The sequence below is a fragment of the Comamonas kerstersii genome (assembly GCF_002056725.1).
In the GTDB taxonomy this organism is placed as follows: Bacteria; Pseudomonadota; Gammaproteobacteria; order Burkholderiales; family Burkholderiaceae_C; genus Comamonas; species Comamonas kerstersii.
In genome coordinates this window covers 2,819,690-2,844,559 of sequence record NZ_CP020121.1, presented here as the reverse complement: position 1 = coordinate 2,844,559, position 24,870 = coordinate 2,819,690, and the positions used below count along the sequence as shown (strand labels likewise).

Here is a 24,870-nt window from a genome sequence, read left to right as displayed (position 1 = left end):
AAGCAGCTTGAAACATAAATGTTATTTTTTACTTGATTTTGCTAATCTTCTTTTCCATTCGAGAGGATCACATTCTTCGCAAATATTAAATGCATCATGCCCATGTGTTGCTTGGAAAAATTTCCGCATTAATTCAAAAAGATCTTTCTGATAACTATTAACGCTTTCCGCAGAAAATGCAGCAGCGTGATCACGAACAAACATCATCATGCTTGGAAAGTCTGGCAGATAGACTTCATAGATATGATCACCTCGCAAACAAACATGCGCTAGAAATTCTCCTCTGTTCTCAGACTCATAAATCTGAATATGCGACAAATCTTCTCCACCGAATTCCATTGGTAAAGTTTTGAAATTTATCCTTATAAGATAATCATCAAAATCTTCACCATCTTCCCAATCCAATAAATGACAATCGTTAAACCATTCACCACGCTTGTATGTATACCGCATATCCAGCCTCCTCCTTTTAATTAAATAGAACGTAACTTGTATTTCTTTATCTCTGTCGCACTGACAGGATCACGAAATACGGTAACGCTTACAGGCAGATTTACGCTTTGCCCCAGGCGCATTGCGGACACCACATCGGCTTGAGCTTTTGGCTTGAATTTAATATTTATTTTTTCACCAGATGCCGTAAGCAATTGGATACGGCCTGATGCTGAAAGCAAACTAACAGCACCTGCTATTTCAGCATCTTTAGGCTCAGGGTCTTTAGTACTTTTTAAAAGTGTTCTGATGTGAATGACTTCTGAATAAGAAATCATTTTGCTTTTGGCTGCACCATTGGCATGCCATTTCACTTCCACAGAGCATTCCTCTTTTTCAATGGCATACAGCACGTCGTGCAGTGCATCAGCAGCCATTTCCCCCAAACCATCAATGGAGGCATAGAACTCTGCCGCATCCCTGCCGCTATTAAGTGTGTCAAATAAGTGTTCAACACCTTCAACTAGCGCTGTGGTGCCAGTCATGTCTGGCATGGTGTTGCCAACAATAAATAAGCGGGCAGAGCCTTCTGCAAGGCCGGCGAGCTTGAGGTTCATTTCATTGGAGAAACTTTCGCCAGTGCCGTTTTCAGGCTCCTCATGGTTTCGGGCGAAATAGGCTGCGCGCAGCAATAGCTTGTTAAGGGGGTCTGACAGACGCGCCAAAAGCCCCATTGGCACTGCGCCGCCTTCTGTGCTTTGACCAATCAAGCGCCATTCAAGCGCTTGAGCCGCAAGTAAACCTTTTGCCTCTTCAAGCTGAATTTCGGCTTTTCTAGCAGCACCTAGTTGGTTTTTTGCTGCGATTTTAAGAAGCGGGTTTGCAGGGTCTTGTGCTGACCGCTGTGCCGTGATGGTGGCGAATTCACGCAGTTTTTCTGCGTGCTGCTGGAGAAAGGCGAGATTCATATCAAAACCTCCGCAATACCTTTGGCGGTCACTCGGTCGTGGCAGTACCCAAACATGCCCTTCCAGTAGGCCTCTTCGTGAATGACCCGCTCTGGTGCGGGCATTGCAAGGTATACATCAAGCCCGTAAACAGCTTTGCAGGTTGGGTTATCAAAAAGCAATTCGGCCTGTGTTTGTTGGTCATCATTGAAAGGCGCTTGAATCATGGGGGACCACATAATTAAGTCGATGTCATTGGGCGTTTCTTTTTCTGTAAGAAAAGAGCCGTCAAGCCACACGCAACCTGATAAGCCCAGTTGCTTGAGCTGCTGGCGCCAAGCCAAGAACCGACCAAAGAGGTCTGCTCGCTTTGTGCTGCCAGGGAAAGCTTCGACGGTTAAAACTTTGATCTCCTCAAGCGTCAGCCGGTGTAGCCCGGGCTGCAACAATGGCTTGGCATCTACCTTCATTTCGCTTCATGCGGACACCTAGTCGCACATGCCTCCTTGTTATTAGTGATGGCATGTTACACAACCGAATATCAGGCACTCAACTCTCCCCCAACAACCTCTGCACCCACCGCACACTCACCCCGTACTCCCGCGCCAGGGCGCGGGTGTTGCGGCCGTTGAACTTGGCGCGCACCTCTGTGGCGATGCGTTCACGCTCCATGACCCGGGGGTTGCGCACGTAAACGGTGGAGCCACCCAGTCGGTCTACATAACGGCTAACCAACGCCTCGGTCAAATCTTCCACCCGCTCCACGCCATGGCACACGGCGGCGGCTGTCAGCTCTTCACGCAGCACGGCGATGGGGTCCAGCTTGTTTGCTGCTGTGGTCTTTTTGCTCATGGTTTTGATAGCTGGTTGCGCTTGATTCATGGTCATTGCAGGCTAATTGGGGCAAATATGTCTTCGTCGGCTGTACTGGTGGCAGGCTGCGCCACGGCAAGCGGTACGGGGGCGGCCGGTGTTGAGGGCTGTGCGCCCTGCTCTTGCGCGGGTGGTGTGCTGAACAGGTCTGGCGGGGGCTGCACGGTTTGCTCCAGTTGCAGCCATTTAGACTCTGGCCATTTGTGGAGGCCGTTGGCCATGGCGGCATGCAGCGAATAGTTTCGGCAGTTGCCCGCGATGAAGGTTTTGCCGCCACGGCGCACGATCAAGGTGCCATTGGGAACTGTTGCGCAATAGACACGCCCTGCGTAGTGCACGGTTTGGCCGATGTAGCCACGTTTGCCATTGCCACCGCCGTCTAGATAGGCACGCGAGGAAAGCCGTTCATAGACGTGGTATTGCAGTTTGGGGGTGGTGGGTGATTGATGCCCGCTGATGACAGGCCGGTGTTTGGGCTGCACCACCCGCATAGTGGCCGCGTTACCAGTTTTGATGAACAGCTCCTGCATGTCATCAGCCAGCAACCGCGATGTGGTTGCATAAGCCCGGTTTGGCCGGTGGTGCGCTTTGCGCTGCTGCGCCCAACCATCGCCTGCAATAGCGGCGTTCAGGAAGGCTGCGATTACGCTGGGCTTGGCATCTTTGATCCATTGCGGCACGCGGCGCTCATGCTGGAGTGCACCAAGCGGCGCCACGAGGTCGTAGACCTGTTTGCAGGTGAAGATGTATCTGTCATGGGTGACATGGAACTTCCAAGGCAGACGAGCGAGCAGTGCTTCAATTTCAAGACGTCGATGGGGCTTGGTTTGATGGATGGTGACGCGCCTGCGCACATTGCCTTGTGTTTTGCTGCGCACCTCTTGCACGGAGCCTTCTGACACCCACCAGCCAAAGAAAGCGGCCATGTCATGCGCATCTACCGCGACTTCTGGGAACAAAAGGCGGTTTTGCGCTGATATGGAGGCGGGGATGACATAGGCGTCTGCCTGGTTGCCTTGCCAGGTGGCCGCAATTTTGAGGGCATGGTGAACGGTGAGGTCTTTCGCCAAGGTAATGGCCGGTGACACATCCAAGTTCCATTTGCGCACGCCGGGGGCAATGGTCTGATGCGCTTTCTTCAAGGTCACCATGCGGTGCCCAGGCGTTACCAGCACATCAATGGACTTGCCTTTGAGTTGCACCATGTCGCCGCTGTAGGGTTTGTCAATGAGTAGCGATGGCTGCTGGTACTCCATCAGGTCGGTGGACAGGTTGACCGTGGCCAGAAGGTCTTCATAGCAGACATCGCCCCAGCGCTTCCAGCCTGTATGGGTGAGCACTTCAGTTTCTGCGTCAAAGCAGTCCAACACTTCATTGCGTGGGCGGCGTTTGACCCACTTGTAAACGTCCCGGCCTTGCACCTTGGCCAGGATGCGCTGCTCGGCAGTGAGCTGCTCATACCATTCGCGGGGGAGCTCCTGGCTGGTGTGCACATAGCCGGGGCCTGGCTCTGTAATGGCGAGCTGGCCCAGCAGCAGGTCTTTGGCGTTGTCTACGCCTACGAGCCACAGCTTGATGCCTTTGGCGATCTTGCGGCCGCGGTGGTTGACCTCCTGCATGCTGCTGGGGCCCACGATGTTGCGGTTGTCGTTGGTGTCACCCTTGATGGCACGGAGGTTGGCAATCCTGGTCTGGGTATTGCGCACCCAGTTGTAGACGGCCTGGGTCTGGTCTGAGGAGTCAATGCTGACTGCAGACAAGCCCAGGGTGCCACCGTGGAGCGCCTGGGGGAAGCGCTGGAGCAGGAACTGCTCTACGGGCTCCCAATCTGCGTCATTGGCTGGGTTGCCGTAGATGACGTGGTGCATCACTGTCCAGCTCTCCAGGCCCCTGCCCCACCCCCAGATGGCGATTTCCCAGCGGTCACGCTGCACGTCAACCCCGGCTGTCAGGTACAGCGCGCCCACAGGTACGCGGCCGAGCGGAAAGTCCTCTGCCCGCTGCTGCAGCACGTGCTCGTCGCTGCTTTCGCCCTTCACCTCCCAGGTCTCGCCCAGCGTTTCGTTGGTGAAGCTGGTCATGGGGCCCACGTCGCCAGCTTGCATGGCGCGGTAGGCTTTTTCGTGCTCGTCCACGATGCTGGCCCATGTGCGCTGGGGGCTGTAGGCCGCCCAGATGTGCACACCCAGGGTGCGCGGTGGGCGGCAGGGCTCGCCCTTGGCGTTGCGCCACTGGCCATCTGCGTCGTAGCGGATGCCGGTTTTCTTGCAGACCCATGCGCCGCTCAGGGGCCAGCCGCCGGGCAGGTAGTCTGCCTGGGTGATGCTTTCGCGGCAGTGGGGGCAGACGTGGCGCACGGTTTCGGGCTTGCCTTTTTCCCACTTGAAGCCATAGGGCAGGTCTTTGCTGCCCCAGATGAGCGGATGCTCACCACCGCAGTGCGGGCACTCTATGTGGTACTGCACATAGGCTTCAGACTCTTCACAGGCACGCTCTACGTGGCACAGGCCTTTGATGCGGGGCGTGCTGCCGCCCACAAACTTGGGGTACGGCGCACCCTCCAGACGGCCCTTGGCCAGGCTGCCTGGGTCGCCGGACTTCTCAATGGTCTGATCGAATGCGGACCATTCATCCAGAATGGACACGGCCACCGTAATACGCCGGTAAGCGCGTGCCGCCTTGCCACCCAGCAGGTGCAGCACCGAGTCACGGAAGGGCTTGTACTTGATGGTGTCCACCACGCCCTTGCCCTGCTTGCGTGCAGCGCGCACGGCGGGCACACCGTCCAGCACGGGCTCAATCTCGCTTTTGACGTAGCTGTCCCGGTCATCATCCGTGGGCTGCCATAGCGCCTGCTTGCGGCGGCGGTGGGCGATGTTGTAGGCCACAAAGGCCGTGATCATCTTGGTATAGCCCACGCGCTTGGACTTTTTGACGGCCAGCTCCTCGATGCGGTCATCGCTCATGAAGTCCAGAATGCCGCGCTGGAAGGGCCACCCTACCCAGCCGCCCTTCTGGTGGCTGGACTCGCCCGCCAGAATGAAGTGCTGGGCCGCCCACTCGCTCAGCGTCTGCGGCTCATCGGCGCGCAGGCTCTCCAGCCCCAGCCGCACAGCGGCCTTGATGGCGTGCAGGGCTTCTTTACTCAGGGGCGCGGTCATCGTCGGCGTCCTCCTGGTCTTCAGTCATGCCATCCACTTGATCGGATACCAGCTTGGCTGTGCTGCGAATCCACTCATTGCGCGCATTGGCCAGCGTGCGCAACACCACCACCCGTGCGTCCTCTGGCAGGTCGGGGCAGGCCTTGCGCAAGTCGCCCTCCACCTGGTCCATGCGGTCCACCACGGCAGATGCCGCCTGGCCCAGCACGTCAGCCAGCAGGCCGATGGGGGCGAACTCGCCACGGGCCACGGCGTTTTTCAGCTCCTGCGCCTCGCGCTGCGACCGTGCCAGCGCAGCGCGCTCCTGCACCAGATCCAGCCCACCGACTGAGGCACGGCCTGCCGCCATGTCACGCAGGCGCTCGCAATACCCCAGCAGCCAGCCGTGGGCGTTGTCGCCCTTGGTCAACACTCCCTCACTGATCAGCGTGCTCACTCTGGCCTCACTGATGCCAACAATCTGCGCGAACTCCGCTTGAGAAATAGGAGCAGCCAAATAAGGCAGTATCTTCACTTAACCCCCTTAGGAGCACCACAAAACACTGAGACAGCGCGGCGCGAATTACCCGCGTCCGAGGCTGCCGGGAAGGACCCGCGCACCCCAGCCACCATGACAGCCGCCGCCCTCATACGCCTGCCGCCTCACGAATGCGGAAGCGCACACGCTTGGCCAGGTAGTTCTCGGCGTCTGCACGCTTGGCCACCTTGTCCATGTCCAGCCGTTGTGTGTAGATACCCTGCTGCACGAACAGCAGCACAGCACGCACTTCCATCCCTTCATGCCCCATGACTGCCCAGATACCAGGGCGCAGATGTTGCCCTCTCCCCCCCTTAGAACCGTGGCTGACAAAAAAGCGCTGGCCACGCACATGCTTGGTCCACCCTTTTTGCCCCATGGGAATGTCATCTTTGCGGCTGTTCTTGTGGATGCGCTTATAGCCCTTCTCGGACATGTTCACCTTTGCACCACCGCCTTGAAATGACTGCAAGTAGCTGAGAAGCTTCTTGAGAAAATCCCCCCTCAGGTTGCCCTTACCATCGTCGCTCCCAGGGAATGGACCACCGTATTTTTCGTCAGGGATAACAGTTTGGTAGCCATTGGGCAGGATGCGCGCGCGGCGCAATGCCACCTCGCTGCGCTTGTCACGGCGCCGACCACCCCACGCCTGGGCATTCAAAATCTTCTGCGGGTCAACACCATCTCCACCCTTTCCCTTGGCTCGGCCCATGTAGGCAGGCTCGATGGTCACGCTCAGGCGCTCTGGCGTGGCCCGCTTGAACCGTGGGCTGCGCAGGATGTAATCCGTCGGGTCTTTGAACACCACACGCATTTCATCCTGCATCGCCCTGCGCACCTCAAAGCCCACGTCATTGAGCGCCTTGGCAGCAGCCACGGCCATCTGCCTGCCGCTTAAACCGTGCAGCACACGCAGCGCCTCAGCTTGCCCAATCACCTTGGCACCCAACCTAATGTGCATTCAGACCTCCAAACTGATTCCGATAGGCCTGCATCACACGGGCCTCATAGACACTGAACAGCCTGTCCTTGCTTTCATCCCACACGCCCAAGCCAAGCTGCTGCCCCATCAGCTCAATGCCAGAACGGGTCTCGTGCCACTGACCTGCGACACCTGTAACGCCTGTCACGCTACCTGTAACGCCACCTGTAACGGGTGCTGGAACGGCCTGCGACGCATCCAGCCAGCGCGACTCTTTCAGCCAGCGCAACACACTGGGACAGGCCTTGCCGTCATCCCGGCACAGCGCCGCGGACTGGGCAGCCGCAGCCGTCAGCAACTGCTGCTCTGTGACCGCACCACCCTCCACAAGGCGCGTAACCATGCGGGCTACCTCGATGACGCGAGTGCGCCGGTGTTCAGGGAAAAAGCCCATCAGCTTGCTCACCGTGGCCGCAGGGTTCTCCAGCTTCAAGCCCTTGCTGGTTGCCAGTTCTGCGCCCTCCTGCTCACCGGATTGCTCAGCAGACTGTTCGGCAGACTCAACTGCTTCACCCGTCACAGCCCCCCCTGCAGGGGGGTTGGGGGGTAAGTTTTGGTTATGGGTATTGGTTAATGGGGAATGGTTAGCCGTGACAGGTGCGTGACAGGTCCGTGACAGGTCAACCCCTTTGCAATGCTCATTGAAAGCAGCACGCACCTCAGCAATCGGCGCATTCCACAACAAATGCACACCCACCTTGCGCAGCGCCTCAAACATGGCTGCACGCTGCTGCCTGTGCACCTGCTGGCGGCGGTTCACCGAATCCTTCACAGCGCCATTCGCCGCCACCTTCTCGCGGTACTCCTGCAGCTCACGCTCGCACCGTGGCTGCACGTACCGCTCAGCGTCGATATCGAGATCGAAGAACTCATCCAGCACATACTTCAGCGCCTGCTTCTCTTCCTCAGACTGGCAGCACAGCCTGCGCGCCAGCCGGTCAAAGTCCGTAGCATCCAGCGCCTCCTCAGTCACGTAGTAAAACTCGATCGCATCGCGATATATCGAGCGCTCCAGCCGCGTCAAATGCCGCGTGGCCGTGTTGAAGTCGCCAATATGGTGGGGATAGTGATTCATCGTTTTCTGCCTCCGCCCCACACTCACACCAGCGCCTGCTGCTGCGGCACCGCCCGAATAGGCGTGATATCGTGGCCCGTCACGCTGCACTTGCGCAGCACCTGCAGGCGCTCCACCCGCCGCGCCTTCACCAGGCCATTGACCGTGCTGGAAATGCTCGACATATCCACCCACGCACCCGTCGCATTGAAATACGCCGTGCGCAGCTCCTTGGCAGACATATTCACCACCCCCTGGCGGTGCTGCTCAATCAACACCGCCAGCAAACGGCCCTGAAACTGGGCCATCAGCTTGGGGCTCAGCCCCCAGTACGCCTGTGCCTTGGCATCCAGCGAAGTGACAAACGCCACCCCACCGCCACCAGCAGCGGCAGCAGCTGCCACAGGCATAGCAGCCATCGACTCAGCTTGCATAGTTCACCTCCGATATCGAAGTGCAGGAATAAAAAGCCCCGACCACTGCACTGCAGCGTGTTGACGCTGCCGGAGACATGAGCAGCCACCCGCAGCACAGCATGGGAAAAGTCAGGGGGGAAAAACTTTGAGATATCGCGCGCATGGCTACACCTCGCGCTTGGCAGCCCTTGCAGCCACCGTGTTCACCAGCGCCGTAATACCGGCCATCAGCTCATTGGCCTCATGCTCCACACGGCGCAGCGCATTGGCACTCACCGCCCCGCGCTCAGGGCGCAAGGCATCTGCAGCTGCAGCGGTGAAGTCCCCCATGGCCTGCTGCACAAAGCGAAAAGCCTCCCAGGCATCGCCCTCTGCCATATCAGGGCGGCTGCGCAGGCAGGTATGGTCCAGCTGGGCCGCCATGGCATGCAGCACATAAGGCAGGCCAGACACCACCTGCAAGGCCACAGCCTCCTTCAACGTCAGGTGGTGCGTGCTGTTATTGGGGTTCAGCTTGTGCTGCAGCGTGTTAGGTGACACACCCATGCGCTGCGCCAGAGCACCAACACCACCAGGCGTCTCTTGCGCAATCAGAAAGGCGGCATCCAGCACATCCATGCCACGGGCAATGTCGGCCTTGGGCGCGTTTTCGCCATAGACCGGCACCGCAGCCGCCATGAAACTAAAGCCTGTCATCAGCCCCCCCTTTCGGAGACACCATGGCAACAGCACCCACACCAACCGCAGCACCAAGCGCAGAAGAATTTGCAGCCCTGCAACTACGCGTCACAGCGCTGGAAGAATTTCTGGCCCAGCTGGCCACAGTCCTGGAATGCGAGCCACGCGGCTTCACCGCAGAACGGATGAACCACTGGCTGAACATCTGCACAGCCAAAATGATCACCACCGGCAGCGCCAAGCCCGAAGAAGTCGCCGCACTGCGCCGCTTGCAAGGCATCGTTGTGGGGTAAGCGCCATGCTGCACAGCCGCAACACCCGATATGGCGCCTGCACACCCCGTGGCTACGATGGAGGCTCCTACACCAACCACCGAACCACGGAGAGCGGACACAACCATGGGCATCCTAGACTCACAGCGCATCGACATCCCCTGCCCGAACTGCGGACACAAGCGCAGCGAGACGATCGCAAAGCTTCGCCTCAATCCAAAGCTCACCTGCAACGGATGTGGCACAACGCTGAACATCGACACCAGAAGTCTGGACACCGCTGCCAAAAAAATCGACAAGAGCATTGCGGACCTTCACCGAACGCTCCGCCGCATTGGCAAGTAATTGCAGGTCTGCAACCATGGCATCCAGGCCATCAAGGTGCACGCTTATGTGCTCAGTCGTCATATCACGCACTCCTACAACAAAACCTCGGCCGCGCAGCGGGCAGCGCTCAGCGCCTCCAGCTGCAGCAGTGGGCCGAGGGGATCAGATTGGAAAGTGACGGCCTTGACGCTCAGCGCACGCGCCTGCCAGTACAGACGAACCGCGCGCGCCTGAACCAGCGTATCTGGGGTGCATGCGTCAACGGCTGGCCCCAATTCAGACAGCAGGCCGCTGAGGATTCGCTCACGCTGCGCATCAAGCATTGGAGCTCCCGTTCTGTACCTGTTCAGGAACGATCGTTGGCTTCACGCCATCCGGTGCTTCAACACCGTATCCCTCTCCGATAGCGAGGATTGCAGTGCCGAGGGAGTACCGTGGCTCACGGGTCTTACCTGAAGCCAGATCAGAAATAGTGGTTTGCCCACAGCCGACTAGATTCGCCAGACGGCTTTGAGAAACCCCCTTTTCAAAGATTTCGGCGATGTAGTCTTTCCATTGCATGGAATGAACTATATCGGTTTGCCGATTTTTACACAAGCGGTTTACCGCTATCGGAATTCCGTATGCTTTGCACTATGAATACAGAGTTCGGCCAACGCCTTAAAACAGCACGCAAAGCGGCAAAAATGACCCAAGCTGATCTGGCCAAAAAGGTCGGTATCGGCCAGTCAACCATTGCTGAGCTTGAAAAGTCCGGCAACGGCTCCAGCCATGTCCCCGTCATGGCGGCCGTACTCGGCTGCTCCGCGTTGTGGTTAGCTACTGGCGAAGGTCAAATGAATACCCCTGTTGGGGCTGGATCAAATGTTGAACCAGGTCCAGACATAAGAGGCAAGGTACCCCTGGTTTCTTGGGTCCAGGCGGGTGCTTGGTGTGAGGCGTGCAATCCTGTGGACATATCAGAAGTAGAGCGCTGGCTTGCTTGCCCAGTGCCACATAGCAAAAGCACATTCGTACTGCGCGTGCGCGGAGACAGCATGACAGCCCCGTCCGGCAATGCACGCACCTACCCGGAAGGCTGCTTTATTTTTGTGGACCCTGAGCGGCGCTCCCCCGTGAACGGGGACCGCATCGTGGCCTGCCTGGCCGGCAGCAATGAGGTGACATTCAAAGTCTTCAAAGACGAAGACGGCCGCCGCTGGCTGCAGCCCCTGAACCCCAGCCACGAGCCCATCCGCGAGCCCTTCAAGGTGCTGGGCACAGTGATTGGGAAATGGGAGGATGGGTAGGAACCCTCTGCACATCTAGGACAACACCAACAACTCATGGCTTTGCAACTGAAAAATAGTTACACTGCTAGGCCAACCTAACACTCACGGCATGTCAAAGCACGACAAAACGATCGCGAAACTTACAGCGAAGCCTGTGCCAACAGATTTGAAATGGGATGACCTTGTTGGACTGCTCTCGCACCTAGGCTATGAACAACTCAACAACAACGGGTCAAGGCGTAAATTTGTGAACAAAACTAGCGGTCACATGTTGTCTTTGCATGAACCTCACCCTCAAAACGTTATCAAACAATACGTCGTTCGGATGGTCTGCGAAGAGCTCATCAACCAGGGATTGATTGCTGAAAAATGAATTCACTCTAAGAGGTACCGCAATGGATAAACTTCTCAATTACAAGGGTTATCACGGGTCGGTAGAATTTGATCTTAATGAAAAACATTTATTTGGAAAAATTCTCCATATTAATGATTTAGTAACTTACGAAGCCGAAACCGTTAGCGAACTTACTAATGAATTTAAAGCAGCTGTTGATGATTATTTGGAAACCTGCAAGCAATTAGATAAATCACCTGACAAAGCATTCAGCGGTTCTTTCAATATTCGCACAACTGCTGAGGTTCATAAAAAATTAAGCATTATCGCCAGCGCCAAAGGTGAAAACCTTAATACTATTGCAAATTTAGCGTTAAAGAATTTTATTGACAGTAACGATGATAAATTAAAGCCTTCTACAACTATTATTGTGCAGGTGCAACAACAAAAAAGCCTCAGCACTGCGACTGGCACAGGCCAAACCATATCTTGGAATAGCACAAGCATGACTGACGGAATGGCATTTAGAAATTTATCGACGGTGCAATAAAATGGCTGAAAAAAAAGATCCAACAATCAAATTCTCAATGACTGAAATTGGGAAATTATTGATTAGAGAAGCAAAATTTACAGAAGGCCGATATGAAGTAGCTGTAGGCTTTAAAGTAGGAGTTGGTGTGGTTGGACCGACAGAAAACGAAGCCCTTCCAGGTGCTATAATAGGCGTTCAAGATATTGGCCTTTCCCGTGTAGCAGACGATGCTTCAGGACCAATGATTTTGGATGCCGCTGTAATATCTGCACAAAAAACTTCAAGAAAATCAAAAAAATCTTCGTAGCATAAGCCCGCCGCAAGCGGGCTTTTTTACGCCCTCACCCCCGCCGCTCCAACCACCTGGATCCTCATACCAGGCACAGACCAGCAGCAATCCCACAGCCAGCATCACAAACACTGAAGTGGCCGTCCGCAGCCACTCCAGCACGGGACATGGCGCACAAAGCCCAAAGCTGTGTTCACCAGCATCCAAACGGCACAGCCATCCAACCTACAGCCCACCACCCGGTGGGCTTTTTTACGTATTCAAAACGCCAGCCCTGTAGCACGAATCCGACATTCCAGACGAACGGCATCGGTGCACCTATAAATTTATCGGGAAACCGCTTGCAATGAATAATCGGTTTGCCGATACTATGCCCAACGCAGCAATGCGCTGGGCACCACGGCATCGACCGGGCCAGCCCCGGTCTTTAACAAGAGAGTGGATAGGGAAGGGTTAGCCCGACATGACCTCTTGAATCATGCGCAGCGGCACAAACGCCGCCACAAAGGCAAACACCACCACCATGAATGCGCAGGTAAGGCACCACATCGTCAACAGCGAAAACTGAAGCAAGGTGACACGTGTGACCGGCTCTGACTGCGCGCTTGCATAAACCAGCCAACCCACAGAAAGGAGCCACATGAGCGCAAACCCCCATACCCGCGACTTGAACCACCTCCACCTTTGGATGATTGGATTGTCTGCCGCCTCTTGCGCCGCCTTGGCCGCACTGATCTGGGCACGCTGGTGCTTGGCAGAGTTGACGCAGGCCCAAGCCGTCAAGATTAGCGATGCAATCTGGATGCTGATTTCAATCCATTCCTTGGTAGTCATTGTGATTGCCACACTCCTGCAAAGCAGACGCACGTAGCACCTGCATGACGGAGTCCCTCCTGTAAGAAGTTTGAATGTTGGATCCTCAAATGTATTGCAGAGAGCGGACTCCACCCTTACCGGCAACCTACCCGCCCTTTTCTATCCACTCTCGAAACTGTTGGATAAAAGCACCAAAGCCAGCCGCTGCCGATAGCGCCTGCGACTGCGGAGCCTGCCCCGTACGCACTGGCAGCAACCAAAAAGTGCAAACCGCCCTCTCCCCACCGCGAGGCCATGCCAAGTGCACCGTGCATGCCCTGTGACCGGTATAGAGGACGACTCCCAGGCCAACCCCGCTGCCCATATGCCAAGCAGCCGCGCTGGCCAGGACGCCCACCAGCCGTGGCGCGGTAACGGCTGGCCATGGTGCCCACGCTGCCGGGCTGGCGGCGGGGCACCGCAAACCCAAGCGTCTTGGCATCAGGACGTTTGGGTTTGAAAAAATGCTTCAAGTGAAGGAGACTGCCGTGCAGGACCAATTGACGCACTATCACGCCATGGATAGACAGGAACTTATACGTCTTGCTGGTGAGCAAGCCCTGCTGCGCCGAGAAGTAGAAGAACTTAGCGCACAAAAAAATCGAGATATGCAGGCACTACGCAACCTGCCTGCTCAAATCGGTTTTTCCAACAACTGGCATAGCGATGGAATAGCAATTCTTGATCGGCTGAAAGATGCTGAATCCAAGCTAGCGAATGGCTATGCACGCTTGCATGAGCTGTCAAAACTCACGGGCATCAAATAACGCCTGACTGCCCTCCCCCAGCCCACCACCCGGTGGGCTTTTTTTCGCCCCTGCACAGGCTGCAGGGCCATGCAGCGAGTCTTTTTGCCACCTTGCGGGTGTCAGCCGCGCCAGCTTCCCTCTTGGCTGGCGTGGTGGTGAAAAGGCTCACCCCATGGCTAGCGCCCCAGTTTTCAAGCCGGGTTGTGGGCCCAACTCCTCCCACCTTCTCTCACTTCCCACGACACGCCAAGGCTGCAGGCTTTGCTTGGCACCGGCTTTCTTATTCCATGCGTCACGGAGAAAGACCATGCAAACCACCACCACCGAAGCTGCGCACCAGCGCATACGCGCCAACGCGCCTGAGTACTTTGGGTTCAGCGATGTGGAAGACCCCACCATGTGGCTAGCCTTCTACCTAAACAACCTGGCAGACCAGGTAGCACTGAAACACCTGTACCAGACGCAAGACTTTGACGAAAGCACCACACACGCCCTGCACTTTGCCAGCGTGCTGGTCACCGACAAGGTGCGCGAAACAGCCAAAGAGTGCCAACGCTGCGGCCTGCTGCCATTTGCCTGGCATGGCACGCAGTACTTTCGCCGCCACAGCGCAATGCTGGGGCCCGTACAGGCCGCCCACTGAGGTGGCTTTTTTACACCCCACAGGAGACCAGCCATGCACCACCTCCCCGGCCGCCTGACTTTGCCCCGTGTGTCCGTGTTAAGCCCTGCGTTTCGCTACACCAGCGCCGCCGCCACCAACGTGGCCGAAACCATCGAGCGCGAGCGCCGCCTGCAGGCCCAAGAGCAAGCCCGGCAACGCAGTGGCAGCCACGCCGCCCAGCACACGCTGCCCGGCATACCCAGCCAGAACCGCCCCACGCGCCTGGTCGCAGGGCTGGGCCACAAAGTCATTGAACTGCCCTCTTTGTGATTGGAGAGCACATGCAACCCCGCGCCTACCATGTTCAAGTTGTCACACCCCAGGGCCGCAGCGCATACATCACCCTGGCAAACGGCGGCTGCACCGCAGTTGCCCACGCCATGCAGCACTTCCCAAGCGCCCGCCGCATCAGCGCCAAGCCCGTGCGAACCAGCTCCGCTGGATGAACTGCTGCACCAGCTGCGCGCCCACGACCTGCGGCGCAAGCAGATTCTGAACGCTATCGAAACCAAAGCAGCCAGCGCACGACCTGCCTTTGCATCACTTCAAAACTATTTTGAAAGCGAGCAACGGCGTGCGCTAGGCGCTCTGAAATTTGCACACCGCAAGCTGCACCTATGACCACCACCAAACCCCACGGCTACTGGCAGCGCAATGCCCAGCTGCTGCGCGACCAGGCCAAAACCATGACCTGCAAAGAGCTGGCCACAGCGCACCACGCCACGCCCAAACAGATCCGGCACCAGCTGCACCTGCTCAAAACCACCTGCAAAAGCGCCAAGCTGGCGCGCTATGAGCACCTGAGCGAGCTGTGCAAAAAGCAGCTGTCTGTGCGGCAGATTGCAGAGCTTGAGGGCAAGACCACATCTGCCATCTACCAGGAGCTCAAGCTGCACGGCCTGAGCACCATCAACACCCAGCTGCGCTGGACAGAAGCCGCCATTGCAGAGCTGACCGAGCAGGCCAAGACACGCACCGCCGCAGAGCTGGCTGCCCTGCGCCAGTTTGAGCTGAAGTACATGTACAAGCTGCTGCGCCGCTTTGGCATCAAAACGCGCCCACACCGCACCGTGGTGCCGCGCTCCCCAAAGCCCAAGGCGGCACCCAAGCAGCGCACCGCTGCCGCATACACGCCCGTGCTGCGCAAGCCAGCGCAGCCGGCCTATGCACTGCCACAGCCCAAGCCCCAGCCAGAAATCATCTGGCCCACCCATGTGCAAGTGCAGCGCATTGCCACCTGCATACCTGCCAACGCCCCGCTATGCACCAGCACCAGCCGCAAACCACTGGTACTGGGCAAAAACTTCTGCAACGGCCCACGGGCCATCTAACGCACACACACCATGCACCAGACACACAAGCTCACCCCCGTCCTGCTGGGCATTACCGGCCTGGCCAACGCAGGCAAAGACACACTGGCCCAGCTGCTGGCCACCCACTGCGGCGCCCGCACCATGGCCTTTAGTGACGGCATTTATGCCGAAGTAGCAGAAGCCTTTGACTGCACCATCACCGACCTTGCCCTGCGCAACACCAAGGAACAGCCCCAGCCCTGGCTGGCACTGGTGCACTGCCGTGACGTGGCCTTTGTGCAGCGCATACAGGATCACTGTGCCGCCCAAGGACACGCGCTGGACCTGATGGCAGCACGCAGCCCCCGCACCATTTTGGAATGGTGGGGCACTGAATACCGCCGCCACCAGAACCCCGCCTACTGGGTCAACACCGTGCGCCAGCGCATCCAGCGCCTGCGCAGCGTGGGCTGCAAGATGCCCATAGTGATCAGCGACGTGCGCAAGCCAGACGAAGCCGCCATGCTGCGCGAGCTGGGCGGCCACCTGTGGCGCATCACCCGCCCCGGCAGCGAAGTGCAGACCGGCCACGCCACATCCACCACCGGCCAGGAATTTGCACCAGACCTCACCCTCATCAACTGCCACGACATTGCGCACCTGCAGGGGCTGGCGCTGGTGCATTGGGGGGAGTTGGTGCAAAAAGCCCACACAAACAAACCAAGACATAGAGTCGTTGAAGCAGCTTCATCCGATAGCATCGGAGAACAGCTTCACTAATCAGGACAACACAAACAAGTGAGCAAATGGCGTTAACCGCCGCCACCGCTGGGAGAAACATACAAATGACCACCGTCAGCCGCATTGAATGGACAGAGCGAACATGGAACCCTACTGTCGGGTGCACCAAAATCTCGCCCGGCTGCAAGCACTGCTATGCAGAAGCAATGTCATACCGTCTGAAGGCCATGGGCACCCCAGGCTATGAAAACGGCTTCGCCCTCACCCTGCTGCCAAGCCGCTTACAAGACCCCATTGAGCGCAAAAAGCCCACCGTCTACTTCGTCAACTCCATGTCGGATCTGTTTCACGACAAGGTGCCAGACGAATATATAGAGCGCGTCTTTCAAGTCATTGAGCAAACACCGCAGCACACCTACCAAATCCTCACCAAACGCGCTGCCCGCATGGCCCGCTTCTTCAAAAAGCGCAGTGTGCCTAGTAACGCATGGATGGGTGTCTCGGTAGAAGACAAAAAATACGGTGTTCCGCGCATCAAGCACCTGCGCAAAGTGCCCGCCAGCATCCGCTTTCTGTCGGTTGAGCCATTGCTGGAAGACGTAGGCCAGCTTGACTTGGCAGACATCCATTGGGTCATCGTTGGTGGTGAATCAGGCCCCAAAGCCCGCCCCATGGAAAAAGCTTGGGCACTCTCCGTTCAGCAACAGTGCGAGGACCAAAACGTTGCCTTCTTCTTCAAGCAATGGGGCGGCTGGGGAGTTGACGGTAAAAAGCGCGCTAAGGCGGCCAATGGCCGCGAACTGAACGGCCGCACATGGGACGAAATGCCCGATGGCGTAGCAAATCGCATTAGCCCTGTCTAGCTGTTTGATCGTACAGCTTGATACTTCTGGCACTGTCATGCAGAGTAATAAGCCCCCGGCTTAAATCTGGCAGCAATTGCTGCCACGCACTGCATGACAAAAAAGCACTACGAATGGGTATTGGGAGGCACTCCACCACAAATTTTGCGCCACAGCCAGGTCAAACACGACCTGCTGCGCGACTATCTTGTGGATTATTTTTTAACCCTGGTCACAGCACCCGGGCAAGAGCGCGTACAGCTAACCATTGTTGACGGCTTCTGCGGCGGTGGACTTTACCGCGACGTAGCAGGCCGTGAAGTACCCGGCTCACCCATCGTTATTCTGCAGGCGATTAAAGAGGCACAAGCCCGCGTCATGCTGGAAATGCAAAGGCATAAGCCTATCGACTTTGACGTCAAACTGATCTGCATCGACATCGATGAATCCGCCATAGCCCATCTGCGCTATGTGCTTGACGGTCATGGTTATGGCGACAAGCTGCGCTCAGGCGCCATCGAAACCCTCACGGGTGACTTTTACGAGCTCAGCGAACCTGTGATCAATGAAGTAGCACGCCGCTCACCCCGTGCAGGGCGCGCCATATTCATTCTGGATCAATACGGTTATGACAAGGTACCACTGGCCACCATCAACACTATTTTCAAAAAGTTCAAAGGAGCCGAAGTTATTCTCAACTTCAACGTCGACTCTCTCATTAACTTCTTGAACCCCAAGAATTTGAGTGACTTTGAACGCAAGACAGGCATCACAGATGCTGTGCCTGCTGATCTGCTGGATAAAGAAACACGCCTGCCTGGCTACCGCCGTACTGTTCAAAGCAATTTGCACCAGCGCATCATTCAAGGTTCAGGGGCCAAATATTTCACACCGTTTTTTATCCGCCCTGAACGCGGTCATGGGGATTACTGGTTGCTGCACCTGTCACAACACGCTAAAGCACGCGATGTGATGGCAACTACACATTGGAAATACAACAATCATTTTTCACACCATGGAGGTGCAGGATTTGATATGTTCAGCACTGGCTATGCTGCAAAAATTGATGATCAAGACAAAATTCAAAGAGGATTTTTGTTCGATGACCTAGCCGAAAAAATAAGCATCGAAACCATGCTGGAGCAAATTCCACGCTATCTGGCTGAAGCCAAAGAAGGCATCAGCTTTGAAGCCTTCTTTGCACAGAGAATCAACTCAACACCAGCAACCAAAGCCATGGTTGAAAAAACAGTACTTCAATTGGCTCATGCAAATGAAATTGTGATTACTGATGAAAATGGAAAAATACGCAGCCCAAGAGTCGCAATTAAATCCACTGATTTAATAAAGCCATATCCTCAAAAATTATTTTCATTTTAAAACAATCATTCCTCTTCCATTCCATACCAGCTTGTCGTATCAACCACGAGTGAATAAGGCTTCATTTCTATTTTATTTGGCGCTTCAAAAGAAGCTGTAAAGATACAGGAAACTGGATATGAACAACTGATAGTACAAGGATCATCTCTTGACCCATAATATTGATCCACTGAAACTGAACCAGTAGCATGGTACTCAATATAGAGTGGCAGGAATTTCACTTCGACCTCACCACCATAGAAACCATCTATTGAATGAGACTGAGCAATTTCATCCAGTGAAGCTTGTGTTTCATTTGCAAACATGGACATAATTTCATCATGCGCTTTAGCCTCAACTGATTGAGAGAGCTCATTTTTTATATCGTATGCAGAACTTATAACATTTAATAAACTCTGCATAGATCCAAGGACTAAGCTTCTATATTTATCATCAGGAACATCAATAGTTCCTTCGGATAAATGAACATATTTGCTCAAATCACCAAATTTCTTATTCAAATCTTTTGCAATATCATCTACATCAATTTCAAATTTATCAGAAAAATATGCAGAATCAAACCCTCCATGCAAAAAATATCTTATTCTTTGCAATCTAGTTATGCCGTTCTTCGAAGTTTCATCTGCAACAAACCAACTGCACGCTCTCAAATCATCATCAGCAGCGCTTAAATGAAAAAATTTAGTCAGTATTTCTCTAAATACAAGCGTAAAATAAGCTGCTCTTAATAATCCATCTTTTTCATTTGCAAGTCTCTCAGATTCATCTAGCAAACGGCAAAGCAGCTCATTATCTAAAAGCTCTTTAATTCTATTTACTGTCGCTCTTACGCTCTCTTCAAAGCTGATAGCACTCATAGTTTTATCTCCAAAATTTCAGAGCGTACTGTAACAAAACAACACAAGTCGCATAAAGCGACTAGATGCCTTACACTACACCCCGTCACGCCCGTAAAGCGTGATCAGGGTTGGAAGCCTGTAATACCGCTTGCGGCGACAAAGCCGCACCTCGCTACCGCAGTTGTGCGGCTTTGTCGTCTGTGGCCCCAGTTTTATGGTGGCTCGGAGGGGGAGCCGCAAGGCTCGCCGGTTCGCGCAAGCGGTCCCGGTCTTCCAACCCCTTCGAGTCACCGCCATTCGGTTGGAAGCGAAGGCGGTGGTTGTAGCAAATATGACCGCAAGGAGGCCGCCATGGCTGAAATCACGCCCTTCAACTTTGGTTCCAACATCGTCCGAGTTATTTCTCGTAATAACGACCCTTGGTTCGTTGCTAATGACGTCTGCAAAGCACTCGGCTACAGCAATACCAGCAAGGCCATAGCTGATCATCTTGATGATGACGAACGCTATAACGAATCGTTAGACCGTGGCGGCAGCCTGCTTCTGATCAGCGAATCCGGCCTCTACGCCCTCATCCTTCGCAGCCGCAAACCCGAGGCACGCAAGTTCGCCAAATGGGTCACCAGCGAGGTGCTGCCCACCATCCGCAAAACCGGCAGCTACCAAAGCGACACCCAGAGCCAGCGCACCGCACTGGCCCACCAGCTGGCCAGCCAGGCCACCGCGCAGGTGTTTGACACCGTGTTCCGCGCTGTGATGGATGGCAGCTTCAACCCATCGCTGGACCGTCTGCTGCTCAGCTTTACCCCCGGCGGCCCCAATGGCGAACACACCCCGCAGGCCACCACCCTGCCGCACAACGCCATAGTGACCACCGTGCCACACTTCATACGCGCCGTGGCGAGTGATCTGGCCATTACCACCCCAGACCTCACCAGCCTCGCCCTCGCCTGCACCCAACGCCTTGCCAGCCGCACCTGCCGCCAGCAAGGCGTTTTTTCATGAGTGATAGCACCCAGCGCTTGCTCCACAAGCGTTAGAGGCTAATTTCCTTCACATCAACCAGCCCACCACCCGGTGGGCTTTTTGTTTTTCTGGATGAAGCGCGGCGTGATAATTGAAGGCAGTGAGGTGTGATAAGTCTTATCCAACGCTGTTTCAATAGGTGCAACGAAATTGCATATTTGAGCATCTCACTCGATTTCGTCTGCCTCGCGCCACAAGGGTTCAATGATCAAGCCTAAATTACCCATCAGACGACCATCATCTGGATAGATGAACCCTAGGGCATTGCTCGCACTCTGTAGCTTGGTCTGGATATCAGCTAGAGGTATGGTTCTTTCTTGGCCTAAGTGCTGCAATAGTTTTCTAGAACCATCAATTTTCTTAACGCGGTATGAGTACCTGGCCCAGGTGTGATCTTGCTCAACAGCATGAATCTCGTTCACAGCGACCCGCAATTCATCAGGTACCGCCCCCAACTGCAAGACTGTGACCATAGTCTCGACGTCAGATAGAAGTTCTGGAAGACCGTGTCCGCTCTCTGCTCGATCAGTGAGGCCCTTGCTGAGGAAATTAGGATTAGGTTTGCCCAACTTCTCACGATATTTCTGAATTTCGATTCCTAGCTGTAGTGGGGCTTTGAGCAGTAACTCGGCTGCGTGACGTTGAAGAAAGAAGATAGGCAGGCTATGGTGATCCAAAGTCTCCTCATGCAAGGACACCTTTAACAAGGTGCTAGCCGCATGCAAATAGGCCTGTGCATAGTTTGGAGTACGAAATCCCCCGATTCGAGCGATCCCCACAGACAAGTCTGCTTTCGCTAGCTCTGGAGATTTCCCCCAAATCAATACGTTGGAAGGTTCTGAATCCTTAGGTAAATACAGCGGTTCTTGCAATTGCGACATAGGTGCTCCTCAAAACAGACCTGCAGGCTCAGCTTCTCTGTCCCAACTATAGATGACCAGTTCGCCGCGCTCGACGCGGTTGGCGGCGCCGCCTACGGTGTAGTCCAGCTTCAGGGCTTCCATCTCAAAGTCTTTGAAGCATTCACGGATGGCTGGGTGGTCGTTGATGCTGACCACGGCCTTACCCTTGATGGCCTTGAGCTTCTTGGCCATCAGCTCGTACTGCTCCCAGGGGAACGGCACGCCGTAGCCTTCGGTTTGCCAGTAAGGCGGGTCTAGATAGAAGAGCGTGTGGGCGCGGTCGTAGCGGTCGATGCAGGTGGCCCAGTCCAGTTGCTCTATATAAGTACCGGCTGCCATTCTGAGGTGGGCGGCCGAGAGGTTCTCTTCAATACGCAGCAAGTTGATGGCCGGGGCCGTGGTGGCAGTGCCGAAGGTCTGGCCTGCCACCTTGCCCCCGAAAGACTGCTGCTGCAGGTAGAAGAACCGGGCAGCGCGCTGGATGTCGGTCAGGGTTTCGGGGCGGGTGTCCTGCAGCCATTTGAAGACCTGGCGGCTGGTCAGCGCCCATTTGAACTGGCGCACGAACTCTTCCAGATGGTGCGTCACTACTCTATATAGATTGACGAGGTCGCCATTGACGTCGTTGAGCACCTCGACGTCGGCCGGATGGCGGGCAAAGTAGACGGCCGCGCCGCCTGCAAACACTTCGACGTAGCAGTCATGCGCTGGAAAGCGCTTGAGCAGCATGTCCACCAGACGGCGCTTGCCGCCGATCCAAGGAATGATGGGGTTGGTCATTGATCTCAGCTTTCGGCACTCGGTGGTGCTCTTTTGGGGCGCTCTGGGCGCTCAGCTGATTGAATGCCCCACAGCGGGGGCACTTGATGGTCAGGCGGATGTACTCGCCTTCGGCCAGTTTGCGGCGGCAGTTGCCGCAGCGTATTTCAGTCATTGCAAGCCCGTTTCAACTATTGAAAGGTGATAGGCTCACCGCACTCTGATCAGGGTGGCGGGTCTTGCCTGGCTTGCAGGTCTACTCTGCAGGTTGGGGGCTTGGCCAGGTGTTCGTAGCACCTGACCAGGTCGCCCGTCTTTTTTTATGCCCGGCTCACCTCCCATGCCACGGCCTGGTGGCTGTATTTCCCCCCTTGTTCGCAGTCCAGCACGATGCGCAGGCTGGTGAAGGGGCCGCCGTCGGCGGTCTCGTCGGCCGTGCTGTAGGTTTTACTGGTTCCGGTCAGGCCGCTGTAGGTGCGGCGCAAGGTGGCTCCGGTGTAGATGCGCAGGCGGTAGGTCAGGCCGGCGCCGGTGCCCACGCTGGCGGCGTTGGCGTCGATCAGCTCGTCGCTTTGGATGATGCGGTCGCGGTGCGCCCAGCTGACGGTCAGCTCCCCAGTGATGGTGGCTGGCCAAGCCTGGCCATTGATGCGCAGCTGGCCCGGTGGGTATGGCTTGGCAGCGCGGCCTTGCACGGCGGTGGTGTCAAACGGGGCGATGGCCATGTCCAGAATGCCGCTGCCCGTGCGGGTCAACACCTTGGTTTGCACCTGCACGCCCTGGGTGTATTCCACCTCGGCGGCCGCGCTGAAGTCGTCATAAAACCAGATGCGAGTGCCTTCGGCATGGGCCACGGGCACCGTGTCTACGCAGCCTCGGCCGAAAGTGCACAGGCCCGTGAGCGGGTTGATGGCATCCACCCGCACAATTTCTTCGCCCAGCAGTGCGGCGGTGCCCACGCGCACTTCCCCGAGACCGTTGCCACCGACCAGTTGCACGGCCGTGGTGCCAGGCGCGATGCCCGTGGCCAGCAAGGCGCTGGGGCAGTAAGCCCCGTCGATGGCGGTGGTGGAAAACTCAGCCGGTGCCACGCGGGTGGCCACCTCATAGGCCATGGCCATGGCGGTCGGTGCCACGGCCGCCACCATCAGCATGCCCGCTGTCGGGTCTTGGGCTTGTACCTCGGCAGCGCCCAGCTGCTGCACCAGTTCCCGGTACGGTGCCTCAAACACGCGGCGCAGTGTGGTGGCCACGGGTTCGGTCGACGGCGCGGTGTAGCCCGGTGGCTCGGGCTGGACGTAGGCTGTGCCGTGCAGGCCAAATATGTCCTGCACGGCGGTGATGGTGACCGTGCCCTCGGTCAAGGTGCCGTATTCGCAGCGGCCGGCGCGCAGCACCATGCGGGCAATGCCGCGCTTGGCATCGCTGATGGCAAAGACGCTGCCGGGCATGATGTCGGCCCCTCTGCGGTCAAAGCGCAGCTTGAACTTGCGCACAAAGCCACTGCCAGCGCGGCGCTCACGCTCGGCCACGCGCTGGGCCAGATCCACGGTGGGGATGCCGAAAAAGTCTTTGGTGCTGGTGTTGGTGACACCGCCTGCGGCGTGGATGGCCCCCAAGTTCTTGGCGCGCACCTGCCGGTCTTGCTTGGTGACAGGGTCGCGGAATTTGACGATGACTTCGTTGACGCCACCGGTCTGGCTGGCGGATTCGTCCTCATCCACGCCCAGCAGGCCGTTGTCGTAGGTGAAGTGGGGCAATTCGGCCACGTTGTAGTCATCGCGGATGGGCTTGAGCACAACCAGCCCCGTGCGGCGGCTGGTGTAGAAGGTGGCGCCCGCGTGGTCGAGCACGCTTTGGGCGAACTTATCAATATCGTCCTGGCGCGACCATTTCAGGCACAGGCCCATGCCTTCGCCGTGGAACACATCGGCGGCGGCACGCCAGCTGGCGTCGTCCAGCCGGGCGCTGGCCAAGCCCCGCCCCATGCGGGGGTCGGTGAAGGCCTGGTACAGGATGTGCGCCGGGTTCATGGCGTGAACAGCACCGCCGCCCAGCACAACACGCGCTTTATCGGCATACCAGGCGGCGCCGCCATGCCAGCCCTGCAGGGTGCGGCGCACGCGGAAGGCCCAAGGCTTGGGGTATGGACTCATGGCACAGATCAGCCCGTCGTAGAAAACCGTGACCACGCCCCGGAAAGCGGGCACCAGGCCGCCGAGCATGCGGGCCAGCCTGGCATGTACCGGCTGGGTGGGGCCGCCCATCAGCACGGCCAGCGTGCCTTGGATGCCGCCTTCCTTTTCTTCACCACCGAACAGGTTGGGCTTGTTGATATAGACCTCGGTGTTGCCCGTGATGCTGCCTTGGAAGGCCGTTTTGTCGCCCACGCGGATTGCCACGATTTCATCGTAGGGGCCACGGCCCAAGGCCATGTGCACGCCCATGAAGTAGCGGTGGCCAATGGTGGATTTCTTCTTTTTACCCCCCATGGTTGCTCTCCTGTTGGGCCGCAGCGGCGGCTTCGGCGGCCGCCACCGCGTGGGCGTGCTCGACCAGGCGCAGGGCCAAGGCATCGCCCGTGGCGATCAATACGGACGCATCCAGCCCGTGGGCCACAAAGTCTGCCCAGTTCAGGCCATGGGCCGCAAACCATTGGCGGCTGCCCTTGGCGCAGTAGCCGGTGCTGCCCTTGTAGTCGGGCACGCTGTAGAGGTGTTGGGTGGTGATCAGCAT

General features: G+C 56.7%; 34 protein-coding genes. 14 read left to right on the top strand and 20 right to left on the bottom strand.

What is annotated here, in order from left to right; genetic code table 11:
* Positions 1–21 precede the first annotated feature (21 nt).
* From B5M06_RS17085 to B5M06_RS13430, 10 genes are all read right to left on the bottom strand, one after another.
* Positions 22–453, bottom strand: coding sequence for a hypothetical protein (locus tag B5M06_RS17085; RefSeq protein WP_162777362.1), 432 nt, complete (start codon positions 451–453; stop codon positions 22–24).
* A 20-nt stretch (positions 454–473) separates the two neighbouring features.
* A complete protein-coding gene (locus B5M06_RS13470; protein ID WP_054065264.1) occupies positions 474–1,400 on the bottom strand; it encodes a hypothetical protein in 927 nt (308 codons plus the stop codon).
* Positions 1,397–1,849 carry a DUF6932 family protein gene (locus B5M06_RS13465; RefSeq protein WP_054065263.1) on the bottom strand — a complete coding sequence of 151 codons (453 nt, stop codon included), beginning with the start codon at positions 1,847–1,849 and terminating at the stop codon, positions 1,397–1,399. Before B5M06_RS13465 ends, B5M06_RS13470 begins: the two co-directional genes overlap by 4 nt.
* A 79-nt stretch (positions 1,850–1,928) precedes the next feature.
* Positions 1,929–2,231, bottom strand: coding sequence for a Mor transcription activator family protein (locus tag B5M06_RS13460; protein WP_240183930.1), 303 nt, complete (start codon positions 2,229–2,231; stop codon positions 1,929–1,931).
* A 32-nt stretch (positions 2,232–2,263) separates the two neighbouring features.
* A complete protein-coding gene (locus tag B5M06_RS17080) occupies positions 2,264–5,413 on the bottom strand; it encodes a terminase gpA endonuclease subunit (protein ID WP_080025254.1) in 3,150 nt (1,049 codons plus the stop codon).
* Positions 5,394–5,849 carry a hypothetical protein gene (locus B5M06_RS13450; protein ID WP_240183929.1) on the bottom strand — a complete coding sequence of 152 codons (456 nt, stop codon included), beginning with the start codon at positions 5,847–5,849 and terminating at the stop codon, positions 5,394–5,396. Before B5M06_RS13450 ends, B5M06_RS17080 begins: the two co-directional genes overlap by 20 nt.
* Before the next feature lie 190 nt (positions 5,850–6,039).
* On the bottom strand, positions 6,040–6,891 hold the full coding sequence (locus B5M06_RS13445) for a hypothetical protein (RefSeq protein ID WP_054065262.1): 852 nt from the start codon (positions 6,889–6,891) through the stop codon (positions 6,040–6,042).
* The gene (locus B5M06_RS16875) at positions 6,881–7,987 is read right to left on the bottom strand and encodes a YdaU family protein (RefSeq protein WP_054065261.1); all 1,107 of its coding nucleotides are present in this window, start codon (positions 7,985–7,987) and stop codon (positions 6,881–6,883) included. The genes B5M06_RS13445 and B5M06_RS16875 overlap by 11 nt, the downstream gene beginning before the upstream one ends.
* A gap of 23 nt (positions 7,988–8,010) precedes the next feature.
* Positions 8,011–8,400, bottom strand: coding sequence for a hypothetical protein (locus B5M06_RS13435; RefSeq protein ID WP_054065260.1), 390 nt, complete (start codon positions 8,398–8,400; stop codon positions 8,011–8,013).
* A gap of 147 nt (positions 8,401–8,547) precedes the next feature.
* The gene (locus tag B5M06_RS13430) at positions 8,548–9,078 is read right to left on the bottom strand and encodes a phage regulatory CII family protein (protein ID WP_054065259.1); all 531 of its coding nucleotides are present in this window, start codon (positions 9,076–9,078) and stop codon (positions 8,548–8,550) included.
* A 23-nt stretch (positions 9,079–9,101) separates the two neighbouring features.
* Here B5M06_RS13430 and B5M06_RS13425 point away from each other — a divergent pair, with 23 nt between their 5' ends.
* A complete protein-coding gene (locus B5M06_RS13425) occupies positions 9,102–9,353 on the top strand; it encodes a hypothetical protein (protein WP_054065258.1) in 252 nt (83 codons plus the stop codon).
* Positions 9,354–9,473: 120 nt separating this feature from the next.
* Here the strand turns inward: B5M06_RS13425 and B5M06_RS13420 are convergent, their stop codons facing one another.
* The 3 genes from B5M06_RS13420 to B5M06_RS13410 are packed head-to-tail and all read right to left on the bottom strand — an operon-like array spanning position 9,474 to position 10,220.
* Positions 9,474–9,740 carry a hypothetical protein gene (locus B5M06_RS13420; RefSeq protein WP_054065257.1) on the bottom strand — a complete coding sequence of 89 codons (267 nt, stop codon included), beginning with the start codon at positions 9,738–9,740 and terminating at the stop codon, positions 9,474–9,476.
* Between the two features lie 11 nt (positions 9,741–9,751).
* Positions 9,752–9,982 carry a hypothetical protein gene (locus B5M06_RS13415; protein ID WP_054065256.1) on the bottom strand — a complete coding sequence of 77 codons (231 nt, stop codon included), beginning with the start codon at positions 9,980–9,982 and terminating at the stop codon, positions 9,752–9,754.
* Positions 9,975–10,220 carry a helix-turn-helix domain-containing protein gene (locus B5M06_RS13410; RefSeq protein WP_054065255.1) on the bottom strand — a complete coding sequence of 82 codons (246 nt, stop codon included), beginning with the start codon at positions 10,218–10,220 and terminating at the stop codon, positions 9,975–9,977. The genes B5M06_RS13415 and B5M06_RS13410 overlap by 8 nt, the downstream gene beginning before the upstream one ends.
* 62 nt (positions 10,221–10,282) lie before the next feature.
* On the opposite strand from B5M06_RS13410, the gene B5M06_RS13405 reads away from it, so the two are divergent.
* The 4 genes from B5M06_RS13405 to B5M06_RS17075 all read left to right on the top strand — a co-directional run bounded on the left by B5M06_RS13405 (position 10,283) and on the right by B5M06_RS17075 (position 12,103).
* Positions 10,283–10,948 carry a S24 family peptidase gene (locus tag B5M06_RS13405; protein ID WP_114070875.1) on the top strand — a complete coding sequence of 222 codons (666 nt, stop codon included), beginning with the start codon at positions 10,283–10,285 and terminating at the stop codon, positions 10,946–10,948.
* Between the two features lie 91 nt (positions 10,949–11,039).
* Positions 11,040–11,303, top strand: coding sequence for a type II toxin-antitoxin system HicA family toxin (locus B5M06_RS13400; RefSeq protein WP_054065254.1), 264 nt, complete (start codon positions 11,040–11,042; stop codon positions 11,301–11,303).
* A gap of 22 nt (positions 11,304–11,325) precedes the next feature.
* The gene (locus tag B5M06_RS13395; RefSeq protein WP_080025252.1) at positions 11,326–11,814 is read left to right on the top strand and encodes a type II toxin-antitoxin system HicB family antitoxin; all 489 of its coding nucleotides are present in this window, start codon (positions 11,326–11,328) and stop codon (positions 11,812–11,814) included.
* Between the two features lies 1 nt (position 11,815).
* The gene (locus B5M06_RS17075; RefSeq protein WP_162777361.1) at positions 11,816–12,103 is read left to right on the top strand and encodes a hypothetical protein; all 288 of its coding nucleotides are present in this window, start codon (positions 11,816–11,818) and stop codon (positions 12,101–12,103) included.
* Positions 12,104–12,538: 435 nt separating this feature from the next.
* Here the strand turns inward: B5M06_RS17075 and B5M06_RS13390 are convergent, their stop codons facing one another.
* Positions 12,539–12,919 carry a hypothetical protein gene (locus tag B5M06_RS13390; RefSeq protein WP_054065253.1) on the bottom strand — a complete coding sequence of 127 codons (381 nt, stop codon included), beginning with the start codon at positions 12,917–12,919 and terminating at the stop codon, positions 12,539–12,541.
* Positions 12,920–13,428: 509 nt separating this feature from the next.
* Between B5M06_RS13390 and B5M06_RS13385 the strand changes: the two genes are divergently transcribed.
* From B5M06_RS13385 to B5M06_RS13350, 8 genes are all read left to right on the top strand, one after another.
* On the top strand, positions 13,429–13,707 hold the full coding sequence (locus B5M06_RS13385) for a hypothetical protein (RefSeq protein ID WP_162777359.1): 279 nt from the start codon (positions 13,429–13,431) through the stop codon (positions 13,705–13,707).
* A 289-nt stretch (positions 13,708–13,996) separates the two neighbouring features.
* Positions 13,997–14,332: a hypothetical protein gene (locus B5M06_RS13380; RefSeq protein WP_054065251.1), complete on the top strand. Its 336-nt coding sequence runs from the start codon at positions 13,997–13,999 to the stop codon at positions 14,330–14,332.
* Positions 14,333–14,365: 33 nt separating this feature from the next.
* Positions 14,366–14,623 (top strand): hypothetical protein, encoded by a 258-nt coding sequence (locus B5M06_RS13375; protein ID WP_054065250.1) that lies wholly within the window; start codon positions 14,366–14,368, stop codon positions 14,621–14,623.
* 11 nt (positions 14,624–14,634) lie between these two features.
* On the top strand, positions 14,635–14,799 hold the full coding sequence (locus B5M06_RS17070) for a hypothetical protein (protein WP_162777358.1): 165 nt from the start codon (positions 14,635–14,637) through the stop codon (positions 14,797–14,799).
* 171 nt (positions 14,800–14,970) lie between these two features.
* Complete coding sequence (locus tag B5M06_RS13365) at positions 14,971–15,684, top strand: hypothetical protein (protein ID WP_054065248.1); 714 nt, start codon at positions 14,971–14,973, stop codon at positions 15,682–15,684.
* 12 nt (positions 15,685–15,696) lie between these two features.
* Positions 15,697–16,425, top strand: coding sequence for a nucleoside/nucleotide kinase family protein (locus tag B5M06_RS13360; protein WP_054065247.1), 729 nt, complete (start codon positions 15,697–15,699; stop codon positions 16,423–16,425).
* A 26-nt stretch (positions 16,426–16,451) separates the two neighbouring features.
* Positions 16,452–17,249, top strand: a complete 798-nt coding sequence (locus B5M06_RS13355) for a DUF5131 family protein (protein ID WP_240183928.1) — start codon at positions 16,452–16,454, stop codon at positions 17,247–17,249.
* Positions 17,250–17,342: 93 nt separating this feature from the next.
* Positions 17,343–18,608, top strand: coding sequence for a three-Cys-motif partner protein TcmP (locus tag B5M06_RS13350; protein ID WP_054065245.1), 1,266 nt, complete (start codon positions 17,343–17,345; stop codon positions 18,606–18,608).
* A gap of 5 nt (positions 18,609–18,613) precedes the next feature.
* Here B5M06_RS13350 and B5M06_RS17065 read toward each other — a convergent pair whose 3' ends face one another.
* Positions 18,614–19,465 (bottom strand): pPIWI-associating nuclease domain-containing protein, encoded by an 852-nt coding sequence (locus B5M06_RS17065; RefSeq protein WP_162777357.1) that lies wholly within the window; start codon positions 19,463–19,465, stop codon positions 18,614–18,616.
* A 333-nt stretch (positions 19,466–19,798) separates the two neighbouring features.
* Between B5M06_RS17065 and B5M06_RS13345 the strand changes: the two genes are divergently transcribed.
* Positions 19,799–20,452, top strand: coding sequence for a BRO-N domain-containing protein (locus tag B5M06_RS13345; RefSeq protein ID WP_080025251.1), 654 nt, complete (start codon positions 19,799–19,801; stop codon positions 20,450–20,452).
* A gap of 188 nt (positions 20,453–20,640) precedes the next feature.
* Here the strand turns inward: B5M06_RS13345 and B5M06_RS13340 are convergent, their stop codons facing one another.
* The 5 genes from B5M06_RS13340 to B5M06_RS13320 form a co-directional block, all read right to left on the bottom strand.
* Positions 20,641–21,354: a hypothetical protein gene (locus tag B5M06_RS13340; protein WP_080025250.1), complete on the bottom strand. Its 714-nt coding sequence runs from the start codon at positions 21,352–21,354 to the stop codon at positions 20,641–20,643.
* Positions 21,355–21,363: 9 nt separating this feature from the next.
* The gene (locus B5M06_RS13335) at positions 21,364–22,155 is read right to left on the bottom strand and encodes a DNA adenine methylase (protein WP_054065243.1); all 792 of its coding nucleotides are present in this window, start codon (positions 22,153–22,155) and stop codon (positions 21,364–21,366) included.
* Complete coding sequence (locus B5M06_RS17500; RefSeq protein ID WP_080025249.1) at positions 22,076–22,309, bottom strand: Com family DNA-binding transcriptional regulator; 234 nt, start codon at positions 22,307–22,309, stop codon at positions 22,076–22,078. Before B5M06_RS17500 ends, B5M06_RS13335 begins: the two co-directional genes overlap by 80 nt.
* Positions 22,310–22,454: 145 nt before the next feature.
* The gene (locus B5M06_RS13325) at positions 22,455–24,626 is read right to left on the bottom strand and encodes a phage tail protein (protein ID WP_054065242.1); all 2,172 of its coding nucleotides are present in this window, start codon (positions 24,624–24,626) and stop codon (positions 22,455–22,457) included.
* A complete protein-coding gene (locus B5M06_RS13320; protein WP_054065283.1) occupies positions 24,616–24,870 on the bottom strand; it encodes a hypothetical protein in 255 nt (84 codons plus the stop codon). The genes B5M06_RS13325 and B5M06_RS13320 overlap by 11 nt, the downstream gene beginning before the upstream one ends.

Bases quoted from the DNA above. Each gene is read 5' to 3' on its own strand.
- B5M06_RS13415 (WP_054065256.1), bottom strand. From the start codon at position 9,982: ATGCTTGATGCGCAGCGTGAGCGAATCCTCAGCGGCCTGCTGTCTGAA.
- B5M06_RS13380 (WP_054065251.1), top strand. From the start codon at position 13,997: ATGCAAACCACCACCACCGAAGCTGCGCACCAGCGCATACGCGCCAAC.
- B5M06_RS13430 (WP_054065259.1), bottom strand. From the start codon at position 9,078: ATGACAGGCTTTAGTTTCATGGCGGCTGCGGTGCCGGTCTATGGCGAA.
- B5M06_RS13340 (WP_080025250.1), bottom strand. From the start codon at position 21,354: ATGTCGCAATTGCAAGAACCGCTGTATTTACCTAAGGATTCAGAACCT.
- B5M06_RS13435 (WP_054065260.1), bottom strand. From the start codon at position 8,400: ATGCAAGCTGAGTCGATGGCTGCTATGCCTGTGGCAGCTGCTGCCGCT.
- B5M06_RS13325 (WP_054065242.1), bottom strand. From the start codon at position 24,626: ATGGGGGGTAAAAAGAAGAAATCCACCATTGGCCACCGCTACTTCATG.
- B5M06_RS13405 (WP_114070875.1), top strand. From the start codon at position 10,283: ATGCTTTGCACTATGAATACAGAGTTCGGCCAACGCCTTAAAACAGCA.
- B5M06_RS13425 (WP_054065258.1), top strand. From the start codon at position 9,102: ATGGCAACAGCACCCACACCAACCGCAGCACCAAGCGCAGAAGAATTT.
- B5M06_RS13470 (WP_054065264.1), bottom strand. From the start codon at position 1,400: ATGAATCTCGCCTTTCTCCAGCAGCACGCAGAAAAACTGCGTGAATTC.
- B5M06_RS13390 (WP_054065253.1), bottom strand. From the start codon at position 12,919: ATGACTACCAAGGAATGGATTGAAATCAGCATCCAGATTGCATCGCTA.
- B5M06_RS17075 (WP_162777361.1), top strand. From the start codon at position 11,816: ATGGCTGAAAAAAAAGATCCAACAATCAAATTCTCAATGACTGAAATT.
- B5M06_RS13400 (WP_054065254.1), top strand. From the start codon at position 11,040: ATGTCAAAGCACGACAAAACGATCGCGAAACTTACAGCGAAGCCTGTG.
- B5M06_RS13465 (WP_054065263.1), bottom strand. From the start codon at position 1,849: ATGAAGGTAGATGCCAAGCCATTGTTGCAGCCCGGGCTACACCGGCTG.
- B5M06_RS13335 (WP_054065243.1), bottom strand. From the start codon at position 22,155: ATGACCAACCCCATCATTCCTTGGATCGGCGGCAAGCGCCGTCTGGTG.
- B5M06_RS13360 (WP_054065247.1), top strand. From the start codon at position 15,697: ATGCACCAGACACACAAGCTCACCCCCGTCCTGCTGGGCATTACCGGC.
- B5M06_RS16875 (WP_054065261.1), bottom strand. From the start codon at position 7,987: ATGAATCACTATCCCCACCATATTGGCGACTTCAACACGGCCACGCGG.
- B5M06_RS17080 (WP_080025254.1), bottom strand. From the start codon at position 5,413: ATGACCGCGCCCCTGAGTAAAGAAGCCCTGCACGCCATCAAGGCCGCT.
- B5M06_RS13375 (WP_054065250.1), top strand. From the start codon at position 14,366: ATGCACCACCTCCCCGGCCGCCTGACTTTGCCCCGTGTGTCCGTGTTA.
- B5M06_RS13410 (WP_054065255.1), bottom strand. From the start codon at position 10,220: ATGCAATGGAAAGACTACATCGCCGAAATCTTTGAAAAGGGGGTTTCT.
- B5M06_RS13320 (WP_054065283.1), bottom strand. From the start codon at position 24,870: ATGCTGATCACCACCCAACACCTCTACAGCGTGCCCGACTACAAGGGC.
- B5M06_RS17085 (WP_162777362.1), bottom strand. From the start codon at position 453: ATGCGGTATACATACAAGCGTGGTGAATGGTTTAACGATTGTCATTTA.
- B5M06_RS17065 (WP_162777357.1), bottom strand. From the start codon at position 19,465: ATGAGTGCTATCAGCTTTGAAGAGAGCGTAAGAGCGACAGTAAATAGA.
- B5M06_RS13365 (WP_054065248.1), top strand. From the start codon at position 14,971: ATGACCACCACCAAACCCCACGGCTACTGGCAGCGCAATGCCCAGCTG.
- B5M06_RS13355 (WP_240183928.1), top strand. From the start codon at position 16,452: ATGGCGTTAACCGCCGCCACCGCTGGGAGAAACATACAAATGACCACC.
- B5M06_RS13420 (WP_054065257.1), bottom strand. From the start codon at position 9,740: ATGACGACTGAGCACATAAGCGTGCACCTTGATGGCCTGGATGCCATG.
- B5M06_RS17500 (WP_080025249.1), bottom strand. From the start codon at position 22,309: ATGACTGAAATACGCTGCGGCAACTGCCGCCGCAAACTGGCCGAAGGC.
- B5M06_RS17070 (WP_162777358.1), top strand. From the start codon at position 14,635: ATGCAACCCCGCGCCTACCATGTTCAAGTTGTCACACCCCAGGGCCGC.
- B5M06_RS13460 (WP_240183930.1), bottom strand. From the start codon at position 2,231: ATGAGCAAAAAGACCACAGCAGCAAACAAGCTGGACCCCATCGCCGTG.
- B5M06_RS13395 (WP_080025252.1), top strand. From the start codon at position 11,326: ATGGATAAACTTCTCAATTACAAGGGTTATCACGGGTCGGTAGAATTT.
- B5M06_RS13350 (WP_054065245.1), top strand. From the start codon at position 17,343: ATGACAAAAAAGCACTACGAATGGGTATTGGGAGGCACTCCACCACAA.
- B5M06_RS13345 (WP_080025251.1), top strand. From the start codon at position 19,799: ATGGCTGAAATCACGCCCTTCAACTTTGGTTCCAACATCGTCCGAGTT.
- B5M06_RS13445 (WP_054065262.1), bottom strand. From the start codon at position 6,891: ATGCACATTAGGTTGGGTGCCAAGGTGATTGGGCAAGCTGAGGCGCTG.